This is a genomic window from Streptococcus sp. DD04 (assembly GCF_001578725.1).
Taxonomy (GTDB): Bacteria; Bacillota; Bacilli; order Lactobacillales; family Streptococcaceae; genus Streptococcus; species Streptococcus sinensis.
Genome location: NZ_KQ968976.1, coordinates 324,125 through 344,042 on the forward strand (window position 1 = coordinate 324,125; position 19,918 = coordinate 344,042).

At 40.6% G+C, this 19,918-nt stretch carries 19 protein-coding genes; 2 read left to right on the plus strand and 17 right to left on the minus strand.

Going from position 1 to position 19,918, the window contains the following annotated elements:
* Nucleotides 1-300: 300 nt before the first annotated feature.
* The 5 genes from STRDD04_RS01560 to STRDD04_RS01580 all read right to left on the minus strand — a co-directional run bounded on the left by STRDD04_RS01560 (nucleotide 301) and on the right by STRDD04_RS01580 (nucleotide 5,453).
* Nucleotides 301-687 (minus strand): DUF1310 family protein, encoded by a 387-nt coding sequence (locus STRDD04_RS01560; protein WP_062198743.1) that lies wholly within the window; start codon nucleotides 685-687, stop codon nucleotides 301-303.
* Nucleotides 688-853: 166 nt separating this feature from the next.
* Nucleotides 854-1,804, minus strand: a complete 951-nt coding sequence (locus tag STRDD04_RS01565; protein WP_062198745.1) for a competence protein CoiA — start codon at nucleotides 1,802-1,804, stop codon at nucleotides 854-856.
* A gap of 157 nt (nucleotides 1,805-1,961) precedes the next feature.
* Nucleotides 1,962-3,086, minus strand: coding sequence for an MFS transporter (locus tag STRDD04_RS01570; protein ID WP_062199189.1), 1,125 nt, complete (start codon nucleotides 3,084-3,086; stop codon nucleotides 1,962-1,964).
* 204 nt (nucleotides 3,087-3,290) lie between these two features.
* The gene (locus tag STRDD04_RS01575) at nucleotides 3,291-4,640 is read right to left on the minus strand and encodes a D-alanyl-D-alanine carboxypeptidase (RefSeq protein ID WP_062198746.1); all 1,350 of its coding nucleotides are present in this window, start codon (nucleotides 4,638-4,640) and stop codon (nucleotides 3,291-3,293) included.
* Between the two features lie 105 nt (nucleotides 4,641-4,745).
* Nucleotides 4,746-5,453, minus strand: coding sequence for a glucosamine-6-phosphate deaminase (locus STRDD04_RS01580; RefSeq protein WP_062198748.1), 708 nt, complete (start codon nucleotides 5,451-5,453; stop codon nucleotides 4,746-4,748).
* Nucleotides 5,454-5,777: 324 nt separating this feature from the next.
* Here STRDD04_RS01580 and queA point away from each other — a divergent pair, with 324 nt between their 5' ends.
* Nucleotides 5,778-6,806 carry a tRNA preQ1(34) S-adenosylmethionine ribosyltransferase-isomerase QueA gene (gene queA, locus STRDD04_RS01585; protein ID WP_062198750.1) on the plus strand — a complete coding sequence of 343 codons (1,029 nt, stop codon included), beginning with the start codon at nucleotides 5,778-5,780 and terminating at the stop codon, nucleotides 6,804-6,806.
* 14 nt (nucleotides 6,807-6,820) lie between these two features.
* Nucleotides 6,821-7,291, plus strand: a complete 471-nt coding sequence (locus STRDD04_RS01590; protein ID WP_062198752.1) for an arginine repressor — start codon at nucleotides 6,821-6,823, stop codon at nucleotides 7,289-7,291.
* Nucleotides 7,292-7,435: 144 nt separating this feature from the next.
* Here STRDD04_RS01590 and STRDD04_RS01595 read toward each other — a convergent pair whose 3' ends face one another.
* The 12 genes from STRDD04_RS01595 to holA all read right to left on the minus strand — a co-directional run bounded on the left by STRDD04_RS01595 (nucleotide 7,436) and on the right by holA (nucleotide 19,698).
* Entirely contained in the window at nucleotides 7,436-8,770 is a 1,335-nt protein-coding gene (locus tag STRDD04_RS01595) for a dipeptidase (RefSeq protein ID WP_062198754.1), read from the minus strand.
* Nucleotides 8,771-8,791: 21 nt separating this feature from the next.
* Nucleotides 8,792-10,303 carry a YfcC family protein gene (locus STRDD04_RS01600; RefSeq protein WP_062198756.1) on the minus strand — a complete coding sequence of 504 codons (1,512 nt, stop codon included), beginning with the start codon at nucleotides 10,301-10,303 and terminating at the stop codon, nucleotides 8,792-8,794.
* A 283-nt stretch (nucleotides 10,304-10,586) separates the two neighbouring features.
* On the minus strand, nucleotides 10,587-11,534 hold the full coding sequence (gene arcC / locus STRDD04_RS01605) for a carbamate kinase (RefSeq protein WP_062198758.1): 948 nt from the start codon (nucleotides 11,532-11,534) through the stop codon (nucleotides 10,587-10,589).
* 161 nt (nucleotides 11,535-11,695) lie between these two features.
* Nucleotides 11,696-12,712, minus strand: coding sequence for an ornithine carbamoyltransferase (gene argF / locus STRDD04_RS01610; protein ID WP_062198760.1), 1,017 nt, complete (start codon nucleotides 12,710-12,712; stop codon nucleotides 11,696-11,698).
* Nucleotides 12,713-12,769: 57 nt separating this feature from the next.
* Nucleotides 12,770-13,999: an arginine deiminase gene (gene arcA / locus STRDD04_RS01615; RefSeq protein ID WP_062198763.1), complete on the minus strand. Its 1,230-nt coding sequence runs from the start codon at nucleotides 13,997-13,999 to the stop codon at nucleotides 12,770-12,772.
* Between the two features lie 306 nt (nucleotides 14,000-14,305).
* Entirely contained in the window at nucleotides 14,306-14,992 is a 687-nt protein-coding gene (locus STRDD04_RS01620) for a Crp/Fnr family transcriptional regulator (RefSeq protein ID WP_062198765.1), read from the minus strand.
* A 47-nt stretch (nucleotides 14,993-15,039) separates the two neighbouring features.
* Entirely contained in the window at nucleotides 15,040-15,537 is a 498-nt protein-coding gene (locus STRDD04_RS01625; RefSeq protein ID WP_062198767.1) for a DUF1648 domain-containing protein, read from the minus strand.
* Nucleotides 15,524-15,805, minus strand: a complete 282-nt coding sequence (locus STRDD04_RS01630) for an autorepressor SdpR family transcription factor (protein ID WP_002896078.1) — start codon at nucleotides 15,803-15,805, stop codon at nucleotides 15,524-15,526. Before STRDD04_RS01630 ends, STRDD04_RS01625 begins: the two co-directional genes overlap by 14 nt.
* Nucleotides 15,783-16,571, minus strand: coding sequence for a YhfC family intramembrane metalloprotease (locus tag STRDD04_RS01635; RefSeq protein ID WP_062198769.1), 789 nt, complete (start codon nucleotides 16,569-16,571; stop codon nucleotides 15,783-15,785). Before STRDD04_RS01635 ends, STRDD04_RS01630 begins: the two co-directional genes overlap by 23 nt.
* A gap of 191 nt (nucleotides 16,572-16,762) precedes the next feature.
* Nucleotides 16,763-17,818 carry a serine hydrolase gene (locus tag STRDD04_RS01640; RefSeq protein WP_062198771.1) on the minus strand — a complete coding sequence of 352 codons (1,056 nt, stop codon included), beginning with the start codon at nucleotides 17,816-17,818 and terminating at the stop codon, nucleotides 16,763-16,765.
* A gap of 145 nt (nucleotides 17,819-17,963) precedes the next feature.
* Entirely contained in the window at nucleotides 17,964-18,569 is a 606-nt protein-coding gene (locus tag STRDD04_RS01645) for a superoxide dismutase (RefSeq protein WP_062198773.1), read from the minus strand.
* 91 nt (nucleotides 18,570-18,660) lie between these two features.
* Nucleotides 18,661-19,698 carry a DNA polymerase III subunit delta gene (gene holA, locus STRDD04_RS01650; protein ID WP_062198780.1) on the minus strand — a complete coding sequence of 346 codons (1,038 nt, stop codon included), beginning with the start codon at nucleotides 19,696-19,698 and terminating at the stop codon, nucleotides 18,661-18,663.
* Between the last annotated feature and the right edge of the window lie 220 nt (nucleotides 19,699-19,918).

The window sequence follows — 19,918 nt, forward strand, 5'->3', positions numbered from 1 at the left end:
TCTCATCTTTGCTAAAGCTGATACCTTAACAAAAATGGGAAACTGAATTTAGATTAATATTTTATATTAATTATTATACTATTTTTCTAAAGGATATGGAAGCGCAATCATTTTTAAAGGTTCGTAAAGATAAAAGCTTGTTCTTCATTGTCATGTACATTATCGTATACCTGAGAAAGATTACCAATGTATCAATTCTTACCTGCTATTGAGTAATTTTTCCCAAATTCTAATTCACGATACTCTACCAAAGCTGCTTCAACATTCTGCTTATCATTGTACTCTGCATTATTAGCCATGTTAATCCTCTCTTAATAGCTCACTCAATTCTTGTGGAATACCATATGATACAACTTCATATTCTCCAGTATCTTCTTCTTGAACAGTCATATCAATATTCAAAACTTCATTCCCATTAATAATTATATAAACATTTAGTCCACCCATTGGGTTATAATCTAACTTATCCTTTTGAATTTCATAGGATTTAATCTTTCCTTCTGGTGTCAAAGCTTTAGAATCTAAACCTTTGAGAAAATTTCCCAAGGCTTTCTTCATCTTTTTACTCTCCGCAATCTGAATCATTTCTTCTTTTTCTGACCTACTGTTTAGCATACTGCAACCTCCTAAAAACATAGCTGAACTGAGCGTGATGATACTCAAAAAGATTACAAAAATTTTCTTCATGGTGGCTCCTTTCGCTTCTCATCTTTGGTAAAGTTGGTTGGACTAGTCAAAATTAGAATTTTGAAATATCTAACTTATTACTTTATTATACAGGATTTTCAAATATTCTTAAATTCAAAGTATAGGTAAAAACTCTCTTCTTCATCAATAGGAAGTGGAATAACATTTAAGAATCTGCTCTCCTCCTCGCATAAAATACCGGTGGATAGATAATTTGAAGCTGCCTATTGTTTTCAGCCTGATAATAGCGATTAAAGTGCTGGTAATAGGGCGTCAAATCTCTTGTTATTTGGCAAAAGGAGCTGGCTTGAACAGGCCGAACCTGCGGATAAAAATCCTCTACTGACTTGGTCAGAAGATTGTCTCCTTTTTGATAAAGCTGGGCTTGGAGCTTCATCCATCGAGGCTGCTGGTAATAAAGCTGCTGACGAACATAGCGACAAATCTCTGGATCCTGCCGAGCCAGATAACTCTCTAACTCCTGCTTCTGAAAGGGTCTGCGGAGGACAGATAAAAGGCAGTCTTGACCAAAAGGAAAGGATTTGACCTTGTACTGAGCTCGCCCATGCAAGTCTTCGTGAATGAGATATTTAAGCCGAAGCTCCTGCTTTTTCTCATCCAATTCCCAAAGATGAAAGCCCATATTTTGACTAAAATAAAGAAAGTCCTTTTGCAGTTTCGTCAGCGACTGTTTTAACCATAATTTCTTGCCCAAAAGCCAGAGGACCGGATAGCCATGCTGGCGATAGGACAGCGTCCTTTCTTCTAGTCGTTCCTGACTGAGAGGACTACATTGGATTTCCAACGCTATGCGGTCGTCTATCAAAAGGTCAGCAATCTGCCTTATCTCAGGCAAAAAGGCCTCCACCTGAACCTCTTGGCTTTGCTTCCCCCAGCTATAAAGTCCAGCTTTCAAGTTCAAATGCTCCGCACTTTCATTTTCCGCATAAAACAAACAATTTTCAAGAGAAATATGCGCAAAATGTGGCCGCATGACCCTTCCATTTTTAAAACGGACCGCCCCGGAACAGGCCGGACAAAAGGTTTGTTCGCCTAGGGACGGCTGGTTTTCCATCGCATTCAGCAAAATCCCCTCTTCATTTTTCGCAAGCAACATGAGCATTTCCCTTTCAAAACAATGTCTTATATATCTTTATTCGTAATTGAAACGCCAAAGTGAGAACTTGTGAAATAGAACAAAGAAACCACTTCCTACTTTCTTGCTAATTTCCCCAAAGAAAAACGAGCTGAAAAATTTCCAGACTCGTTTTTTCTTATCCAAATAAATTCTGATTCTTCTTTTCAGGAACTTTCAAGAAGAGGGAAAACAAGAGCACTAGGCCGATAATGGCTGTCAGCATAAGATTCATACTGTTATAACCAAAGTAATCCAAGATGGAGCCTGACATATTCTGGATGAAAATCGTGCCTAAATTTCGCCCTGTCTGGAGCAGCGCAAAGGCTGTCACCAAATATTTTTCATCCACCAAATTTGCAACAATGCGCAAACTAAGCATAGTCAGTAGCATGCCAGAAGCATGCTTGGAAATCAGAGTGACTACAATTTTCGAGCCTAAGCCAAAGTTCAAAGCATAAACTGCGTACTGAAGGAGCATCATACCCAAACAAATATAGAGCAACTTTTTGACAGATATCTTATCCATGAAAAGGTAGGAATAAAAGATTAAAGGCGCCTCGCATAGTACAGAGACAGCTACGACCGTAGTTGCCCAGTCAACACTCAAACCACTAGATTCTAGCATGGACGGAATATAAGTGTGACCTGTATTGCCCACACCTGAGTAAAGGGCGACAAGAATGAGATAAAAAAGATAGGTTCTGTTTTTAAGAATGGCTGAAAAGAGCGAATTTCCTCTTTTTTCAGTCTTTTTAGTCAACCTATCCCGCTTAGGATTCATACCAAGAACCCCTATAATACTCAGCAACATAGTTCCAATAAAAACCAGATAAATGGCTTGGGGAGAAATATTTTTATAAATCAAACCTGCCAGCTGCGAACCAAAGGCATATCCGATTGTCCCCCAAATCCGAATTTTCCCGTATTTATAAGGGCTCTGGGTCGCCAATACATCCATCACTGTGCTGACTCCGTTAATGAGCATCAAGACAAAACTGTACCAGATGGTCAAAAGCCAGAGATTATCAGCCTGCATGAAAAAGATGGCTCCTAAAATAATCAACCCAAAGCTGACAAGCGAAACCCTCTTGATTCCAAGTGTATCATTCAACATTCCCATGATTGGCTGAGCCAGCATGGAAGAAAAGAAGGAAGCTGATACGACAATGGATACTTGACCAGCTGTATAACCCTTATCCAGCATATAAACCGATAGCAAGGTCGAAAACAACGAAAATGAAAGAAAATAAAAATTGTACATTAAAAAATAGACAAAATAGCTATTCTGAAATTTTTTTAAAGTGGTCAAGGGAGACTCCTAAAATATATAAAGAAAACTCAGTGATTTGATATACTCTCCATTTAGTTTCTAGTAAATTTTTAGTTTTTTACTATCCACTATAAAGGGAGTCTACCAATTTATTTCAACTGAGTTTTATTTGATTTCTTTATAGATGAAAATTATTTATCTGTATCTATCTCGCCTAGTTTTAGCCTGCGCTCTTCTTTTTTTGCGTTTAGAGTTTTCGGCAAACAAGATAAGGACGAGTATCCCGACAGGCAACAGGATAAGCAAGCGATTATTAATCAGAAGATTATACCATGCTTTTTTGGTATTTTTCCCTGTAGCCACTTCTTTCACAGATTGTGCGATAGATCGTTCTACTCGCTCCACTTTCATACCATCTGAGATTAGCGTAGAGAGCGTTGTCAAGTCATTTTCAGCTTTTAAGACACCATTTTCAACTTTTACTTTTGGTTCAGTGCCTTTTTTGACCGTCACATAAAAATCTTCTGGTAGATTGTATGTCTCCCCATCAATTTCCTGCTCTCCTTTAGAAAATACCTTCTTGTATTCATAGTCAGCGTAGGCTTTTTCGATTAAGGCATTGCCAAATGGATGACGATAATATTCGCCGTCTTGGTCAGACCAGTCGCCAACCCCCATAATGACACCAATCACCCGCTGGTCTCCACGTTTGACCGTCGCAATATAATTGAAGGCACCATTCGGACTTGAGCCTGTCTTTAAGCCATCTACTCCCTCTAGAGCGTAGCGAGCACCCGGTAAAGAGTAATTATAGGTATCGAACGTTTCTTCATATGGCGTGCCAGCTTTTACCGTCACTTTAGCCTGATTGGTATAGTTTAAAATATCAGGATAATTTTTTACAAAATTGTAAACCAGAATCCCCAAATCACGCGCAGTCGTCTGATTGCTAGCATAATTGTCATAATTCTGAGGAGTATAGTAGCCCTTGAAAGAAATCGCCGCTGCTCCGCTGGCATTGAACCATTTGGTGTTGGTCATGCCCAATTCCTGAGCCTTGGCATTCATTTTGTCCAGAAAAACATCTGGATCGTTATTTGATAAATAATTCGCCAACATGACAGTCGTTGCATTAGATGATGGCACAACCGTCATGGTAATCAGCTCCGAAACAGTGTAGTCCACACCTGCAACAATTTTATTATTGGAAATTTCATAAATACCGGCGATGGCTTGGTCTTGCGGTGTCGCTTTGATTACCGTGTCCAAACTGAGTTTTCCTTCTTTTATCGCCTCAAAGACCAAGTACAAGGTCATGATCTTACTCATGCTGGCTGGATCGCGAACCTCATCAATGTTATCCTGCCACAGTATATCGCCCGTATTTCCGTCAATCATCAAAGATGATTTAGGACGATTGATAGCTTGCACATGATCATTAGGATACATTTTTTGTGCCATATCCACCAATTCATCTGCTACAGCAGAAAACGGTGACAGAAAGGCAGATAAAATCAGTCCAAACACCAAAAACTTCTTCTTCACATTTATCCTCCAAAAAAATCATTCCTTATTAGTATAACATATTTTCTACAAAGTTTTTAGCAAATATAAAAAATCCTATCTAAAAATTAGATAGGAAATAGAAAATCAGGCATCTAACAAACTCAGAGCTTCTTTATCTGCGATAATGACCACATCTTCATGTCGTTGAAGGGCACTAGCTGGCAAAGATTCCGTCACCTCACCTTGTACCGTTCCCGCAATTGCTTGAGCCTTAGAAGCACCGTAAGCAAAAAGGATGATGGATTTAGCATCCAGAATATTACGAATCCCCATTGAGAAAGCCTGAGTAGGTACATCCTCGATCTTATCAAAGAAGCGAGCATTAGCTTCGATGGTTGACTGCTCCAAATCAACGATATGGACGGTGCTGTCAAAACTCGTTCCAGGCTCATTAAATCCAATATGACCGTTGATTCCAATTCCTAAAATCTGCAGATCTACTGGATGATTAGCTAAAACTTGGTTGTAGCGCTCTACTTCTACTTCCGCATCTTCTGCCACACCATTCGGCAGAAAGCTTTCTTTGAAAGGTTTTTTATGAAACAGCTGCTCATTCATAAAGTAACGGTAAGACTGAGGATTATCTTCTGAAAGTCCCACGTACTCATCCAAGTTTACACTGGTCAGCTCTGAAAAATCCAAGTCGCTGGCAACGATTTGCTTGTAAAACTCGATTGGACTGCTTCCTGTTGCCAATCCCAGAGTTTTGGCTCCCTGAGCTAACTTCTCTTTCAAAAGTGCCAAAGCTACTTTTGCGCCTTCCACTTGATTTTCAACACGAATAACTTTCATCCTATCTCTCCTGTTTATTTTATTTTATTTGATTTCTTTTCTTTATTATATGGTATAGACCAATTTTTGTCAAGTATAATCTGCTTAATTTTTCAAATTTTCCTTGAAGGATTTATTAACAAATCGTGGTATAATAAAAGAATGCTGTTACCAATGATTATTATATTTTTGCTAGGAATTATACTTTTTATCATCGGTCTTTTCTTAAAAAAACATCGAAGCTGGCAGATAGTGTTTTTATGCTTGGGAAGTTTCTTAATTAGTATTCCCTTTTTACTAGCCGCTTACTACATTTGGATGATGATAACTGTTTAAGGAGATAGAATGAATACTGCTGATTTTGATTTTCACTTGCCGGAAGAATTAATTGCTCAAACCCCTTTGGAGAAGCGAGACTCCTCTCGCTTGCTCATCGTAGATCGGAAAACTGGCCAGTTTAGTGACCAACATTTTGACAACATTATTGACCAACTTGAGCCAGGCGATGCCTTGGTTATGAATAACACCCGTGTCCTGCCAGCCCGCCTTTATGGAACCAAGCCTGAAACTGGTGGTCATGTCGAGCTCCTGCTCTTGAAAAATACCCAAGGAGACTTCTGGGAAGTCCTAGCCAAGCCAGCCAAACGTCTAAGAATCGGAGCGCGTGTTTCTTTCGGTGATGGTCGTTTGACTGCCACCGTTACAGAAGAGCTGGAACACGGTGGACGGATTGTTCGCTTTGACTATCAGGGAATTTTCCTAGAAGTACTAGAAAGTTTAGGTGAAATGCCCCTGCCGCCTTATATCCATGAGAAGCTAGAGGACCGTGAACGCTACCAGACAGTCTATGCCAAAGAAAACGGCTCCGCTGCCGCTCCAACCGCTGGCCTCCATTTCACAGAGGAATTGCTGGATAAAATTGGTGCAAAAGGCATTAAACTCGTCTACTTGACCCTGCATGTCGGACTTGGAACCTTTCGTCCCGTATCAGTTGATAACTTGGACGAGCATGAAATGCATTCCGAATTTTATACCCTATCTGAAGAAGCAGCCGAGACCCTGCGTCAAGTCAAGGCAAGCGGCCACCGTGTCGTTGCCGTAGGTACCACTTCTATCCGCACTTTAGAAACAATTGGCAGTAAATTCGATGGCCAAATCCAAGCTGACTCCGGCTGGACCAATATCTTTATCAAACCAGGCTATCAGTGGAAGATTGTCGATGCTTTTTCGACTAACTTTCACTTGCCAAAATCAACTCTCGTCATGCTGGTATCGGCTTTTGCTGGACGCCAACTGACACTGCAAGCCTATGAGCATGCTATCGCTGAGTACTACCGCTTCTTCAGCTTTGGCGACGCTATGTTTATCAAATAAATACAGGTGAATCTATGAATAAAATCGAAAGTAGACATCGTCTCATCCGCTCCCTCATCATGGAAAAAAGAGTCCATACCCAGCAGGAACTCCAAGAACTACTAGAAGCAAATGGAGTGTTTGTCACCCAGTCTACCCTTTCTCGTGACATGAAAACTCTCAATCTAGTCAAGGTGACTGAAAACGACAGATCTTACTATGTCATTAACAGCATCGCCCCTTCTCGTTGGGAGAAAAGGCTGCGCTTCTATATGGAAGATGCCCTAGTTATGTTGCGCCCCGTTCAGCATCAAGTCGTCATGAAAACCTTGCCCGGACTAGCCCAATCTTTTGGTGCCATTTTAGATGCTCTGGAGTTACCCCAGATTGTTGCTACAGTCTGTGGAGACGATGTGTGCTTGATTATCTGTGAAGATAACCAATCCGCTATCGAATGCTTTGATAAACTCAAAGAATTTGCGCCCCCATTTTTCTTTAGTAAATGATATATTGTAAAACATAGTGCAACAAAAAAGAGTTGGAAAATCCAACTCTCTTTTGTTTCTATCAATATCTTTTAAGGATTATTTTAAAAACTTCAATAGCTTCACCTTAGAAAAAATAGCAACAACGAATATATCCCAGCAATTTTACTCTCCGGCCAAGCGGTAAATGGTCTCAGCATAGATATCCATTGCACGATAGAGATCATCCAAAGAAGCTCGTTCATTGGCTTGATGCTCCGTCTGCTCAGCCCCTGGGAATAGAGCGCCGAAGGCCACACAGTTTGGCATGGTCCGAGCAAAGGTAGCCCCACCAGAGGACATAGCTGGACTGGTATCGCCAGTCTTTTCTTGATAGATGGCCATCAAGGTACTGACCAGTTCGCTGTCTTTAGGTACGTAAAGCGGAGCCAAATAGTCAAATTCTTCATAGTCAAGCTGGTAGCGCCCAGCAATCTCAGCTAGTTTTGCCACTAACTGATCTTTATCCGCCAAAACAGGAATCCGAATATCGATACGGATTTCAGATTTTTCTGAGTTCAGAGTCAGACCTGCAATATTAAAGGAGAGTCTGCCAGACGGTTCATCCGAAACGTCGCCAAATAAACGGCTGCCAGTTGCATCTTCTCCCACCGCTTCTGCAATAAAGGCCAGGGCAGGATGAGCTTGTAAGGGCTGCAAAACTGTCGCCAGCCGAACAATAGCATTGACACCTTCAGCTGCATCCTTGGCATGCTTAGGCAGGCCAAGGACAGTGACTTGATGATCTGTTTGCTCATAGTCAAAAGAAGCTACTTGCAAACCTGCCACGACCTGTTCCAAAAGCTCTCCTTGGTAGCTAGCCTTGCCAGGCACAACATTAAAGGCTGCTCCTGCTTCTAGGTCTAGCTTATCTGAGCCAGGACCATGCAGCTTGACTTGCAAGAGGCCTTTTTCAGCATAGGTCAAAGGGAAAGAAGAATCCGGTGCAAAACCCATGGCAGCTTGCTCCTCTAACTCATTGTACCGACCCATACAGCGCCAAAGTGTCTCCTCATCTGTACCAAAGATAAAACGAACCCGCTTTTTAAATTCAACTCCGCTATCTAGCAGAGCCTTGACTGCATAAAGAGCAGCCATTGATGGTCCCTTATCATCTTGGACACCACGTCCGAAGATCCAGCCGTCTTTGATAGTTGCCTCAAATGGCGGTGTCTGCCAATCTGCCTCATCACCTGATGGAACAACATCCAAATGACAGAGAACGGCCAGAAGCTCTGCTCCCTGACCGATTTCTGCATATCCGTAATAACCTTTAGGGTCAAGATAGGTAGTGAAACCTAAGCCTCGACAAATCTCTAAAGTTTTTTCTAGGACATCTTGGATAGCTTGTCCAAAAGGTGTTCCATTTTCTCCTTCATTGAGTACTGAAGGATAGGAAATCAAGGTTTTTATTGATGTAAGAAATTCATCTTTCACTTGATTTGTTATATATGTTTTCATGGAATCACCTCACTCACTATTTTATAGGAATGGAAGGAAAGTTCCAAGGAGAAGAAGGGCGATGGTCACTACAATGATAGCGACAACGAGTTTGCCCATGAATTTCCACCAAGTACCAATGTTGATACGTCCAAGTGCAAGAGCTCCCATAACAATACCAGATGTTGGTGCAATCAAGTTCAAGACACCTGAAGCAGATTGGTAAGCAGTGATAATCAAGCTAGGACGTACATTTACAAATTCTCCGAGCGGAGCCATGATACCCATAGTTGCGCTGGCAAGACCAGATGAAGATGGAATCAAGAATGACATAGGTAGATAGAAGATATAAGTCAAAACGATAAAGACTTGTGAAGATAGCCCGCTCAGACCTTCTTTACCCCAGTTGAGGATAGTGTCAGTAATCATACCATCGTTCATGATAACTTGGATACCGCGGGCAATCGCTACGATCAAGGCAACACTGAGCAAGTCAGCAGCACCATTCATGAAGGCAGAAATAATTTTGTCTTCTTTAAGACCATAAACAATACCGATAAGGATACCCATGAAAGCAAAGAGCATTGCTCCTTCTGGGAAGTACCAAGTACCCAAAGCAGCTGTAGATGAACCAACGATTTGGCCAAGAACTGGCAGACCAGTCAGCCAAGCATTAAAGTCATCAAAGATAGTGATACCAAGATCTGTCCATGGAATGAAACTCAATACCATCAGAACAAATGTTAAAACAAATAAGAAGAGAACTGATTTTTGTTTGCTGCTAAGTGTTGATGCTACTGATGAAGAATCTTCTACATTAAAGTGTTTCAAATCTTCTTCGCGAGTGCTGTAAACCAGCGACTTAGTCGGATCTTTTTGAATCTTGTCCGCGTAGCTATAAACAAACCAAGTGCTCAGAGCAGTCAAGACAACCCAGAAGATCAAGCGAAGAGCGATACCATCTCCCGTACCAACTCCAGCAGTTGCTGAAGCAATACCTGTTGCAAATGGGTTCAAAGTAGAAGCCAAACATCCAATTTGGGAACCGAGCAAGATAATCGCTACACCAGTCAGACTATCAAAACCAACAGCCATCATAACTGGAACCAAAAGCGGATAGAAGGCCATGGTTTCTTCACCCATACCATAAGTTGTACCACCTAGGGCAAACAAAGGCATGAGAACCAAAATCAACATTTTTTCGCGGCCCTTGTACTTCTTCACGATAGAGGCAATCCCTACGTCAAGAGCACCAGTTTCGTTGACAATGCCAAGGAAACCACCAACCATAAGGATGAAGAAGGCTACATCAATCGCTGCGCTGGTTTCTTTAATCAGCGAGCCTTCCTCTGGATGAGTACCTAGCATAGCCCGAATCGGTGCCATGAGGACATCCCAAATCCCTTGTGGATTTTGAGGCTGAGCTTTGTAAACACCATCTACAAAAGCACCCGCAGGGATAATCCATGTCATCACTGCCATAATAGCAATGATTATCAACAAGACGGTATAAGATGAAGGCATCTTAAAACCTTTTTTTGTTTTTTCACTCATTGTTTTTTCCTCCTAATATTATAACAAAGTGTAAAAAACTGACTACTTTCTTGAATTTTCATTCAAGAAAACGCTTTCTATTTAAATTTATTTTACCATATTAACATTTAAAAAGCTAGTATTTTTGTGAAAAGCTATTAAATATTTTCAGGAAAAGCTTTCTTAAATTTGAATAAAAGGAAGACAATGAAACCGCCAAATATGCTTTTCCTGAAAACTTTATTAAAAGAAAACAGAAAATAAATATGAATGATTTTCTAAAGTATGTATAAATTAATTATGACTAACCTTTTTCAATAATTGTTCCGCTTTCAGACTCAATCAAAGCACCAAGATTTTCAAGGGAAGTGATAACTGCTTTTCCTTCTGGACGGTCATTGACAAAGGCAATCGCTGCTTCCACTTTTGGAAGCATGCTACCTGGTGCAAATTGTTCTTGCTTGATATACTCTTCCAGTTGAGCAACTGTTACATGTTCCAATTTTTCTTGATTTGGTTTATTGTAATTGACAAAGACATAATCCACACCAGTCAAGACGATGAAGAGGTCTGCTTCGACCAATTCAGCCAAGCGCTGAGAAGCGAAATCCTTATCAATAACAGCTTCAACACCAGCCAGATGACCATTATCTTCTTTGATAACTGGAATACCGCCGCCACCAGCTGCTACCACAACTTGACCAGCGTTCAAGAGAGTACGGATAGTTTCAATTTCTTTGATGTCAACAGGTTTGGGTGAAGCAACAACTTTGCGCCAGCCACGGCCAGCATCTTCTTTGAAAGTCGCTCCGCTCTTTTCAGCTTCTGCTTTTGCTTCTTCCTCAGAATAGAAAGGACCGATTGGTTTGCTAAGATTTGTAAAAGCTGGGTCATTCTTATCTACAACAACTTGTGTCACAACTGAAGCAACATCTTTTTCGATTCCTTCATCCAAGAGAGCATTTTGCAACGCATTTTGCAACCAGAAACCAATGCTTCCTTCTGTCATCGCAACAAGAGAGTCCAATGGGAAAGCTGGGTTCTTTTCAGAGTTCGCTGCCAAATGTTGGAGCAAGAGATTTCCGACTTGAGGTCCATTCCCGTGAGTGATGATCAAATCATCCCCATTTTTGATTAGTTTTACAAGATGCTTGGCTGTTTCAACCAAAGCTTCTTGTTGAGCTTTTGCTGATGGATCAGATGAAAGGATGGCATTTCCTCCCAAGGCTACAACGATTTTACGATTTGCCATTTAATTCTCCTTTATTGCGCTCGAACGAATGCGCTTCTATTTTTTATATTTTTCAAATTCTCAACAAGGAAATAAACATTCCTTATCATATAAAAGAGGGCAGGACTAAAGCTATTAGTCGCAGCCCTCATAGCTGTTGGTAGACGGTTTCTTATGTAAAATTATACTTTTGGAATGTAGAGGTTTCCAAGAGTTGCAGCCATAACCGCTTTGATCGTGTGCATACGGTTTTCTGCTTGGTCGAAATGACGAGCATATTTGCTGCGGAAGACTTCGTCTGTTACTTCCATTTCTTCTACGCCAAATTTTTCAGCGACATCTTTACCGTAAACAGTATTTGTATCGTGGAATGCTGGCAAGCAGTGCAAGAAGATTAAGTCTTCATTTTCAGCTTTTTTCACCAAGTCCATGTTAACTTGGTAAGGTTTCAAAAGTGCAACGCGTTCTGCGAATTTGTCTTCTTCACCCATAGATACCCAAACGTCTGTGTAAAGAACATCTGCACCTTTAACAGCTTCGTCTGCATCTTCAGTGATGAGGATGTGTGCGCCACTTTCTTTAGCAAATCCTTCTGCCAATTCAACGATTTCTTTTTCTGGGAAGAGTTCTTGTGGTGAGAAGATGTGAACATTAACACCAAGGATAGCACCTGTTACCAGCAAGCTGTTAGCAACGTTGTTGCGTCCATCTCCACAATATACCAATGTCAAGCCTTCCAAACGGCCAAAGTTTTCTTGAACTGTCAAGTAGTCAGCAAGCATTTGAGTTGGGTGCCATTCGTCAGTCAAACCATTCCATACTGGAACACCTGAGAATTCTGCCAATTCTTCTACCATGCGTTGGCTGAAGCCACGGAATTCAATCCCGTCAAACATACGTCCTAATACTTTAGCAGTATCTTCAGTAGATTCTTTTTTACCTAACTGAATATCGTTTGCTCCAAGGTATTCTGGATGCGCACCAAGGTCGATAGCTGCTGTCGTAAAGGCTGCACGAGTACGAGTAGAAGTTTTTTCAAACAAGAGAGCAATATTTTTACCAGCAAGGTAACGGTGCTCAATGTTGCGTTTTTTCAAATCTTTCAAGTGAGCTGAAAGACCAATCAGGTATTCTAACTCTGCACGAGTAAAGTCTTTTTCTGCCAAGAAGCTGCGTCCTTGGAATACTGAATTTGTCATTCTATTATTTCCTCTTTCTAGTTATTAGATTTTCTATTGACGACTGCCTAGCACGGATTAAACTTCTTCACGTTCAAATGGCATAGACATACAACGAGGTCCACCACGGCCCCGAACCAATTCACTTCCGCGAATCTTAATCAAGCGAAGCCCGTATTCTTCCAAAATCTTGTTGGTTACGGTATTGCGGTCATAAACCACTACCACACCAGGAGCGATAGTCAAGGTGTTAGATCCGTCATTCCATTGTTCACGCGCAGCTGCTACGATATTGCCACCACCGCAACGAATCAAATGAACTTTTTCTACGCCAAGGTTTTGAGCAAGAAGTTCAGCCAAGTCACCTTTTTCTTCAACGATCTTGAGTTTTTCGTTTTCATAAGTAACTGAGTAAACGCGAAGGTCGCCTTCGATTTCTGGGTGAATCGTGAACTTGTCATAGTCTACCATAGTGAAGACAGTATCCAAGTGCATGAATTTACGGTTATTAGCAAATTCGAAAGCCAAAACTTTCTTGAAGCCAACATTCTTCTTGAAGATGTTCACCAAAAGTTTTTCGATAGAAGCTGCGTCTGTACGTTGAGAAATACCAACTGCCAGTACATCTTTAGAAAGAACTAACTCATCTCCACCTTCGATACGAGTATCTTCTTCACGGTTGTAAACCAACTCAACCTTACCACCGTATTCTGGATGGTGCTTGAAGATGTATTTACCGTAGAGAGTTTCACGGTTACGAGTATCTGCAAACATGTGGTTAAGAGATACTGCATTACCCATTGTTGCAAATGGGTCACGAGTGAAGTACAAGTTTGGCATTGGATCAATCGCAAATGGATAATCTGATTCCACCAAGTCAGTCAGACCTTTAGCTTCTTCAGGAATTTCTGGCAATTCAACTTTTTGAACCCCAGCCATTGTTTTTTCAACCAATTCTTGGTTGTCCTTGATACTATGCAGCAATTCACGAATAGCTTTCTTCGTTTCGCGTCCACGAATATTTGCTTCTTCCAAATATTCTTCGATGAACTGTTCACGAATTTCTGGAGAAGTCAGTGACTCAGCAGCCAACTTTTCAAGATAAAGAACTTCCACTCCTTCATCACGAAGTGCTTGAGCAAAAGCGTCGTGTTCTTTTTGAGCATCTTCCAAGAAAGGAATATCATCAAAAAGAAGACGTTCTAGATAGTCCGGCAGCAAGTTTTCCAACTCTTTGCCTGGACGGTGCAACATAACTTTTTTCAGTTTCCCAATTTCTGAGAAAACATGAATTGGATGTGTAGACATCAACTGTCCTCCTTCTTCATTGAGGTTTGGTTTCCCAATCCCTTTTATGTCTCTTATTCTACCACTGTTTGAAAAGGCTTACATTAAAAATCTTACATTGTAAATGCCAAATCCTTTGTGTTTTTTATAAAACATTTTCATATTTATCTTTTTTTAAGCGTTTTCTTTGCATATTGTAGCTATTATATTATTTTTAAGAATATATATTTTTTTACAAAAAAATAATGTGCGCTTAATATGAGGATATCATCAGAAAAATGGCTAAAATGTAGCAAAATGTTTGAAAAAAGCTAATCAAATGACTGATTAGCTTCCTTCAAAATATTTCATAAAATATTCTTTCTTTTTAAAAGTGAGTTTCTTATGCTCATAATCAATCTGGCCTTCTTCCCTCAATTTTTTTAGAACCTGATTGACTGTTTCGCGTGTTGTAGCTCCCAGCTTGGCTAATTCTTTCATGCTGATTGGAAAAGGCAGACTGTCTCCCTCCCTGCATAAATCCATGCATAAAATGGAGAGAGATTGGATAACACGATCGGTGGCACTGGCTGATACAACATTTCTCAAGCGGAGCTCCTGAAATTCTAAAATCTGCGATAACCGCTTGGTGATAAATAGCAACTGTTCTACACTCCTCTTTGAATAATTCTCAAATAAGTCCATGGGAATGCTGAAATACTCCACATTAGTGACCGCACTGGCAGTATAATGATACCGCTCATCAAAAAACATGCCCCCATAAGGAAAAATACTGTCCTTTTTAATATAGTCCATGTAGGAAAATGTATCCGTTGAATCATATTGCTCGATACGAACATAGCCCTGATGCAAAAGGAAAAGCCGCTCCCGACGATCCCCTGAAAAAAAGATAATCTGCCCTTTGGGAATCTTACGAAATTGAATCTCAACAGCTATTTTGTCAAAAAGTTCCACAGGTAAATTAGCAAAAGCTGGATGTTGTTTAATAATTTGATAATGTTCCTTGTTGATCATAATAAACCTTTTTGTTTGATACTATTACGATTATAGCATAAATCCGCTTACAAGAAGAAAATCCCTACTATAAAAAGAAGAAATCCTAATAGAACAAAGAAGTGTCCCCACTTTCTATTCATAGGCTTTCTACCACCCTGTACTTTTTTCGGTAAGTAATTGCCTACAATCATAAAAACCAAAGCCACTAGCATAGTTGCTATTTTACGCATATCAAAACCCGCATGTAAACCCCGATAAATGGTAGCTAGATATAGCGAAACAAAGGTAAAAGGAAATATCCATCGAATAAGGTGCTTAAAGGTTCTATTCAAGATATCTTTGGCAATGGTTGTCCAATAAATCATAACTTCTAGCAGCATCATGACAATTGGAAAAGCAGATACTATTAGAAACTTAGGTAAGAAGGAATCGCCTTTTCCAGATAAGTCAAAGTGAATAGCTAGGTTTTCTGGTAATTTTTGATAGACCCAGATGGCATATAAAACTGGCAAGAGCATGACGCCAAGTGCCCATCCTAATTCTTGTAAACTATTTTTTTTCATTTTCGTTTCCTCCTCCAAGAGATTGAAACCAGACAAGAATTTCTTCAAAAACAGTGACATCTAAGCTGTAATATATAAAGTTCTTCTGCTTTTCTTCTATGAGCAGACCGGCTTTCTTTAGCTGAGAGAGGTGGTAGGATACCGTCGCAGGAGTCAGCTCAAAAGCTTGAGCAATTTCCCCTGCTGACTTCGGACCATGCTTGAGCATTTCCAGAATCCCCCTCCGAACTGGGTCAGCTAGGGCTTTAAGCGTTTGACTGATCCCCATGATTGAACCTTTCTTTCAGGTAAACTTTCAAAATTTTCTTGGTCAGAAAGACTAGTGCCACTACTTCTACTAAGAGAAGAGCCTCAACAGCCAGTGGCGGAAGAAAGCCTACCTGAGCCAGAGCAGGCGCTAAGTCAATCAGGGCGTGAAGTCCCAGAGCGGCTATAAAATACACTGGCGCCTTCTCCTTAACCGCCTTCCAAACCCAGAAGGTCAGAAGGATTTGAATGAGAATAGCCAAGATCCGTTCAAAAGCCAAAAGATAGATGCTGCCAGGGCTCATGGAACGGACATAATCAATCGTTGCTTGGGGAATTTGAGCCAGCGTCTGGGCATTCCCTTGAGTCACTACTTGGGCCATAACCCAAAAGTTTAAGAGGCTGACAATACCAATAAACAGAGCCTCAATACCACCATGACCCAAGCCATAGGCCATACCATCCCTAAAGGTCAGTGGGCGCTTCTTCTGCAGCCAGTAAAAGATGACCCAGCGAGCTGTTTCTTCAAAGATAGCTGCCGCAGCAATACCATAAAGGACATATAGCCAAGGATTTTCCGTCCGCAAAGCGATCGTTCCATCAGCCTGAGGCTGTAAAACAATACGGTGCAAAATATTTTCCAGAACCTGACTAGACAGATAAAAGCCGACTCCCCCTAAAAGAACAACCAATAGAGAAATGTGCTTGGTCTTTTTAAAATAAACCAAAGGAACAAGGACTGCCCCTAAAATCAGCAGCATAGCAATCAAGATATGAAAGGAAATCATCGTTTTTTCTCCTGAACTGTTTAGATTTTTTTCTAAATAGATTATACACCTTCTACCCATTTCTGTCAAATCTATTTTGATTTTTTTCTAAATAGATCTCAATCTAAAAATCATCAAGCTCTACTGCAATAAAAACCAAAAATACGCCCAGATTTTCATCTAAAGCGTATTGATTTGTGATTTCTATTAGATTAGTTCATATTTACACGATGCCACTCATTGATGATATAAGCAATCTGACCAACCTGATCAATTCCGACACCGCTAATCTCGTCACTAGCCTCCGTACTGCCACCCAAATAGGCCGTATAGAGGGCCACAATATAAGGTTTCTCCTCCATGACAATCGCGTTGACATTGAGTGCCTCACGGACATAGCCAGGCTTTTGATAAATGGTAATGCCGCGAACATAGCGCTTGTAATATTCATTTGGGAAAGAAACCCCGATGAAATCGAGAAGATCCTTATATTTTTCTTGATTATTCCATAGATACTCTAGGACTTGAATATAATAATCCGTTGTTGTTTTATTTTCTTTACTGATGGTCTTGATTTCCGCTTTTGATTGGCCGTATTTTTTAAACAGATCATAGGCCTTATCCATCCCACCCAACCGCTCTGCCAAAGCATAAGCTGGTGTATTTTCAGAGTAAATCAGCGAATATTCCTGCATATCTGGAATAGACATAGCACCATTGAAGGCTGCTACATAGTTATCGTGCTCTCCTTTGTATTCGTAACTAGTGCTCGTAATATCAAAACGCTCTTCCAACGATAATTTTCCCGCAACCACCTCATCAACGACTAACATATTGAGGGGCAGTTTATAAGTGGAGCCCGCTGTCATGGGCTGGGTATCGTTCATAGCATAGGTTTGCCCGCTTGTCAGATCCTTGTATGAAAAAGCAATCTGAGAATGGTCAATCCCTACTTCATCCATGTAAGCTTGGATGACTTGTGGCAAGGTCATATTCGCATAATCGTAAGATAAGCCCAAGGCTTCCATAGTTGGGAGGTCCGCATCCATCACTCGCTGCTTCTCTTCCGGCGTCTTAGCAGCAATAGGAGCCGGCTCTGTGCTTGTTTTTGTTTCTTCTCCAGAGGACGAAGAGGTGATTGCTGGACTAGATTTCGGCACGGCCTTTTTAACTTGTTGGTTTTGTTGGTAAAATAGAGTCAATCCACAAATAAGCAAGAAGGATGCCAAAAACATCCCAGCAAATTTCATTATATCGTTTTTATTCAAAATATTTCTCCTGATTTTTTAGTATTATAAAAAAATATCCCAAAAATAACAAGTATAAAGGGCAATTTTGAGGTAAAATTGTGCACTTAATTTGACAATTCAAGAGAGAAAAAAACGAATCATTGAGATTCGCTTTGTATTTCTATTATTTAGCTGCTGCATAGAGCTCGTTGACCTTGTTCCAGTTAATCACTGAGAAGAAAGCTTTGATGTAGTCAGGACGAACATTGCGGTATTTCACGTAGTAAGCATGTTCCCAGACATCCAAGCCGAGGATTGGTGTTTTACCATCAGAAATTGGTGTGTCTTGGTTGGGTGTTGAGACAACTTCCAGACCACCTTCTTGGTTGACTACCAACCAAGCCCAGCCAGAACCGAAACGAGTCGTTGCTGCTGTTGTAAAGGCTGTCTTAAAATCTTCAAATGAACCAAAAGTCGCATCAATAGCTGCTGCTAACTCTGCAGATGGTTCTGTCTTTTCTGCTGTCATCAATTCCCAGAAAAGTGCGTGATTCAGATGGCCACCGCCGTTGTTAATCACTGCCTGACGAATATCAGCTGGAATAGACTCAACATCTGCCAAAAGTTTTTCCAAATCTTCACCGATTTCAGGGTGTTTTTCAAGCGCAGCATTTACATTATTCACGTAAGTTTGATGGTGCTTGTCATGGTGTAGGTGCATTGTTTCCTCATCGATGTAAGGTTCTAAAGCGTCGTATGCATAAGGTAGATCTGGTAAAATAATTGCCATTTACTTGTCCTCATTTTCTTTATTATTATAAGCATGATAACGCAAACACCTGCTTTTTTCAACTATTTTGCTTATCAATTTTGCTGGACTTTCAGAAGTTTTCTGTTGCAATTTTCAGTAAAGCAAGGTCAAAAAGATAGTCCTTATCATAGAGACCAGACTTAATCTGATAATCGGTTTCAATCAAGCAGGCCAAGGTCTTTTTCAGAAAGATGAGACTAAGCTCGCGCGAATCTCTAAGCGCAAACTTGACTTGGAAGGGATTAATCTTGCGACCGAGATAGTCTGATAAATCCGATACGATCTGGCTCTCTGCTCTGCCAGTTTCCGCCAAAATCTTAACCTGAGTAAACATCCGAAATTGGCCTAGCATGATGGCAATCAGCTTGATCTCATCCTCGCCCTGCAGAGTCAAGTCTCGAACCAGACTCCTCGCTGCATCAATTTGTTTCTGTAAAATCAACTGGGTCAAATCAAAAATGTTGTCCTGCAAGGTTTTGGGAATAGCCTCAGCGATGTCCTCTAAGCTGACTTGCCCCGACTCCTTATAAGACTTCAGAAAAGCCAAGTTTTTGCTAATTTCACTGAAGTTAAAGCCTGATTTGAGCAGCAATTGATCAAAAGCCGTCGGAGCAAACTCCAACCCCTCCTGCTGCGCCTGTTTGGCAAAATACTGGCGTAAATCTGCTTCCTTGATCTCAGCTGCTTCAAAGATCTGTCCGTCTCGCTTGAGCATCTTAACTAACCGGCGCTTGCTGTCCAATTTCCCTTCTGCAAAAATCACCAATCTAGTTGTGCTGCTTGGATTTTCCAAATACTGCTCAAAAGATTTGAGCTCATCATCTGATAAATAGCGCTTTTTTGCTGTTGTCAGATCCGCAAAATGATCTAGAATAACAATCTTTTCATCTGCAAAAAAAGGCAGGCTGACTAAATCTAGCTCTACATCTTGATAAGCTGCCTCCTTCATATCGAACAGGATGACATTCAAATCTGCTGGATCGTATTGAATTTGCTTCAGAAACTCATCTTTTAACAGCTCAAATTGCCCCAAGTCATCTCCTGTCAAAATCGTTAAGGATGGAAGATTTTCGGGAGTGATTTTCTTAATTTTTTCAATTGCTAACACAGTGGCACTCCCTTTTCATTTTTACTTGATTCTTTCTCATGTTTAAATTGTAACAAAAAACAGCAGGAAAGTCTGCTGGTTTTCACGATTCGACAAATAAAACTAGAGTTTGCTGCAGGAAAGTTCACGAACAACATTTATTCTTTCTCCAAAAGCAATCCCTTTAATCTAAAAATTGTCAGAGTAATGCTGTTGATACATTTTTACGGATATTTCATCT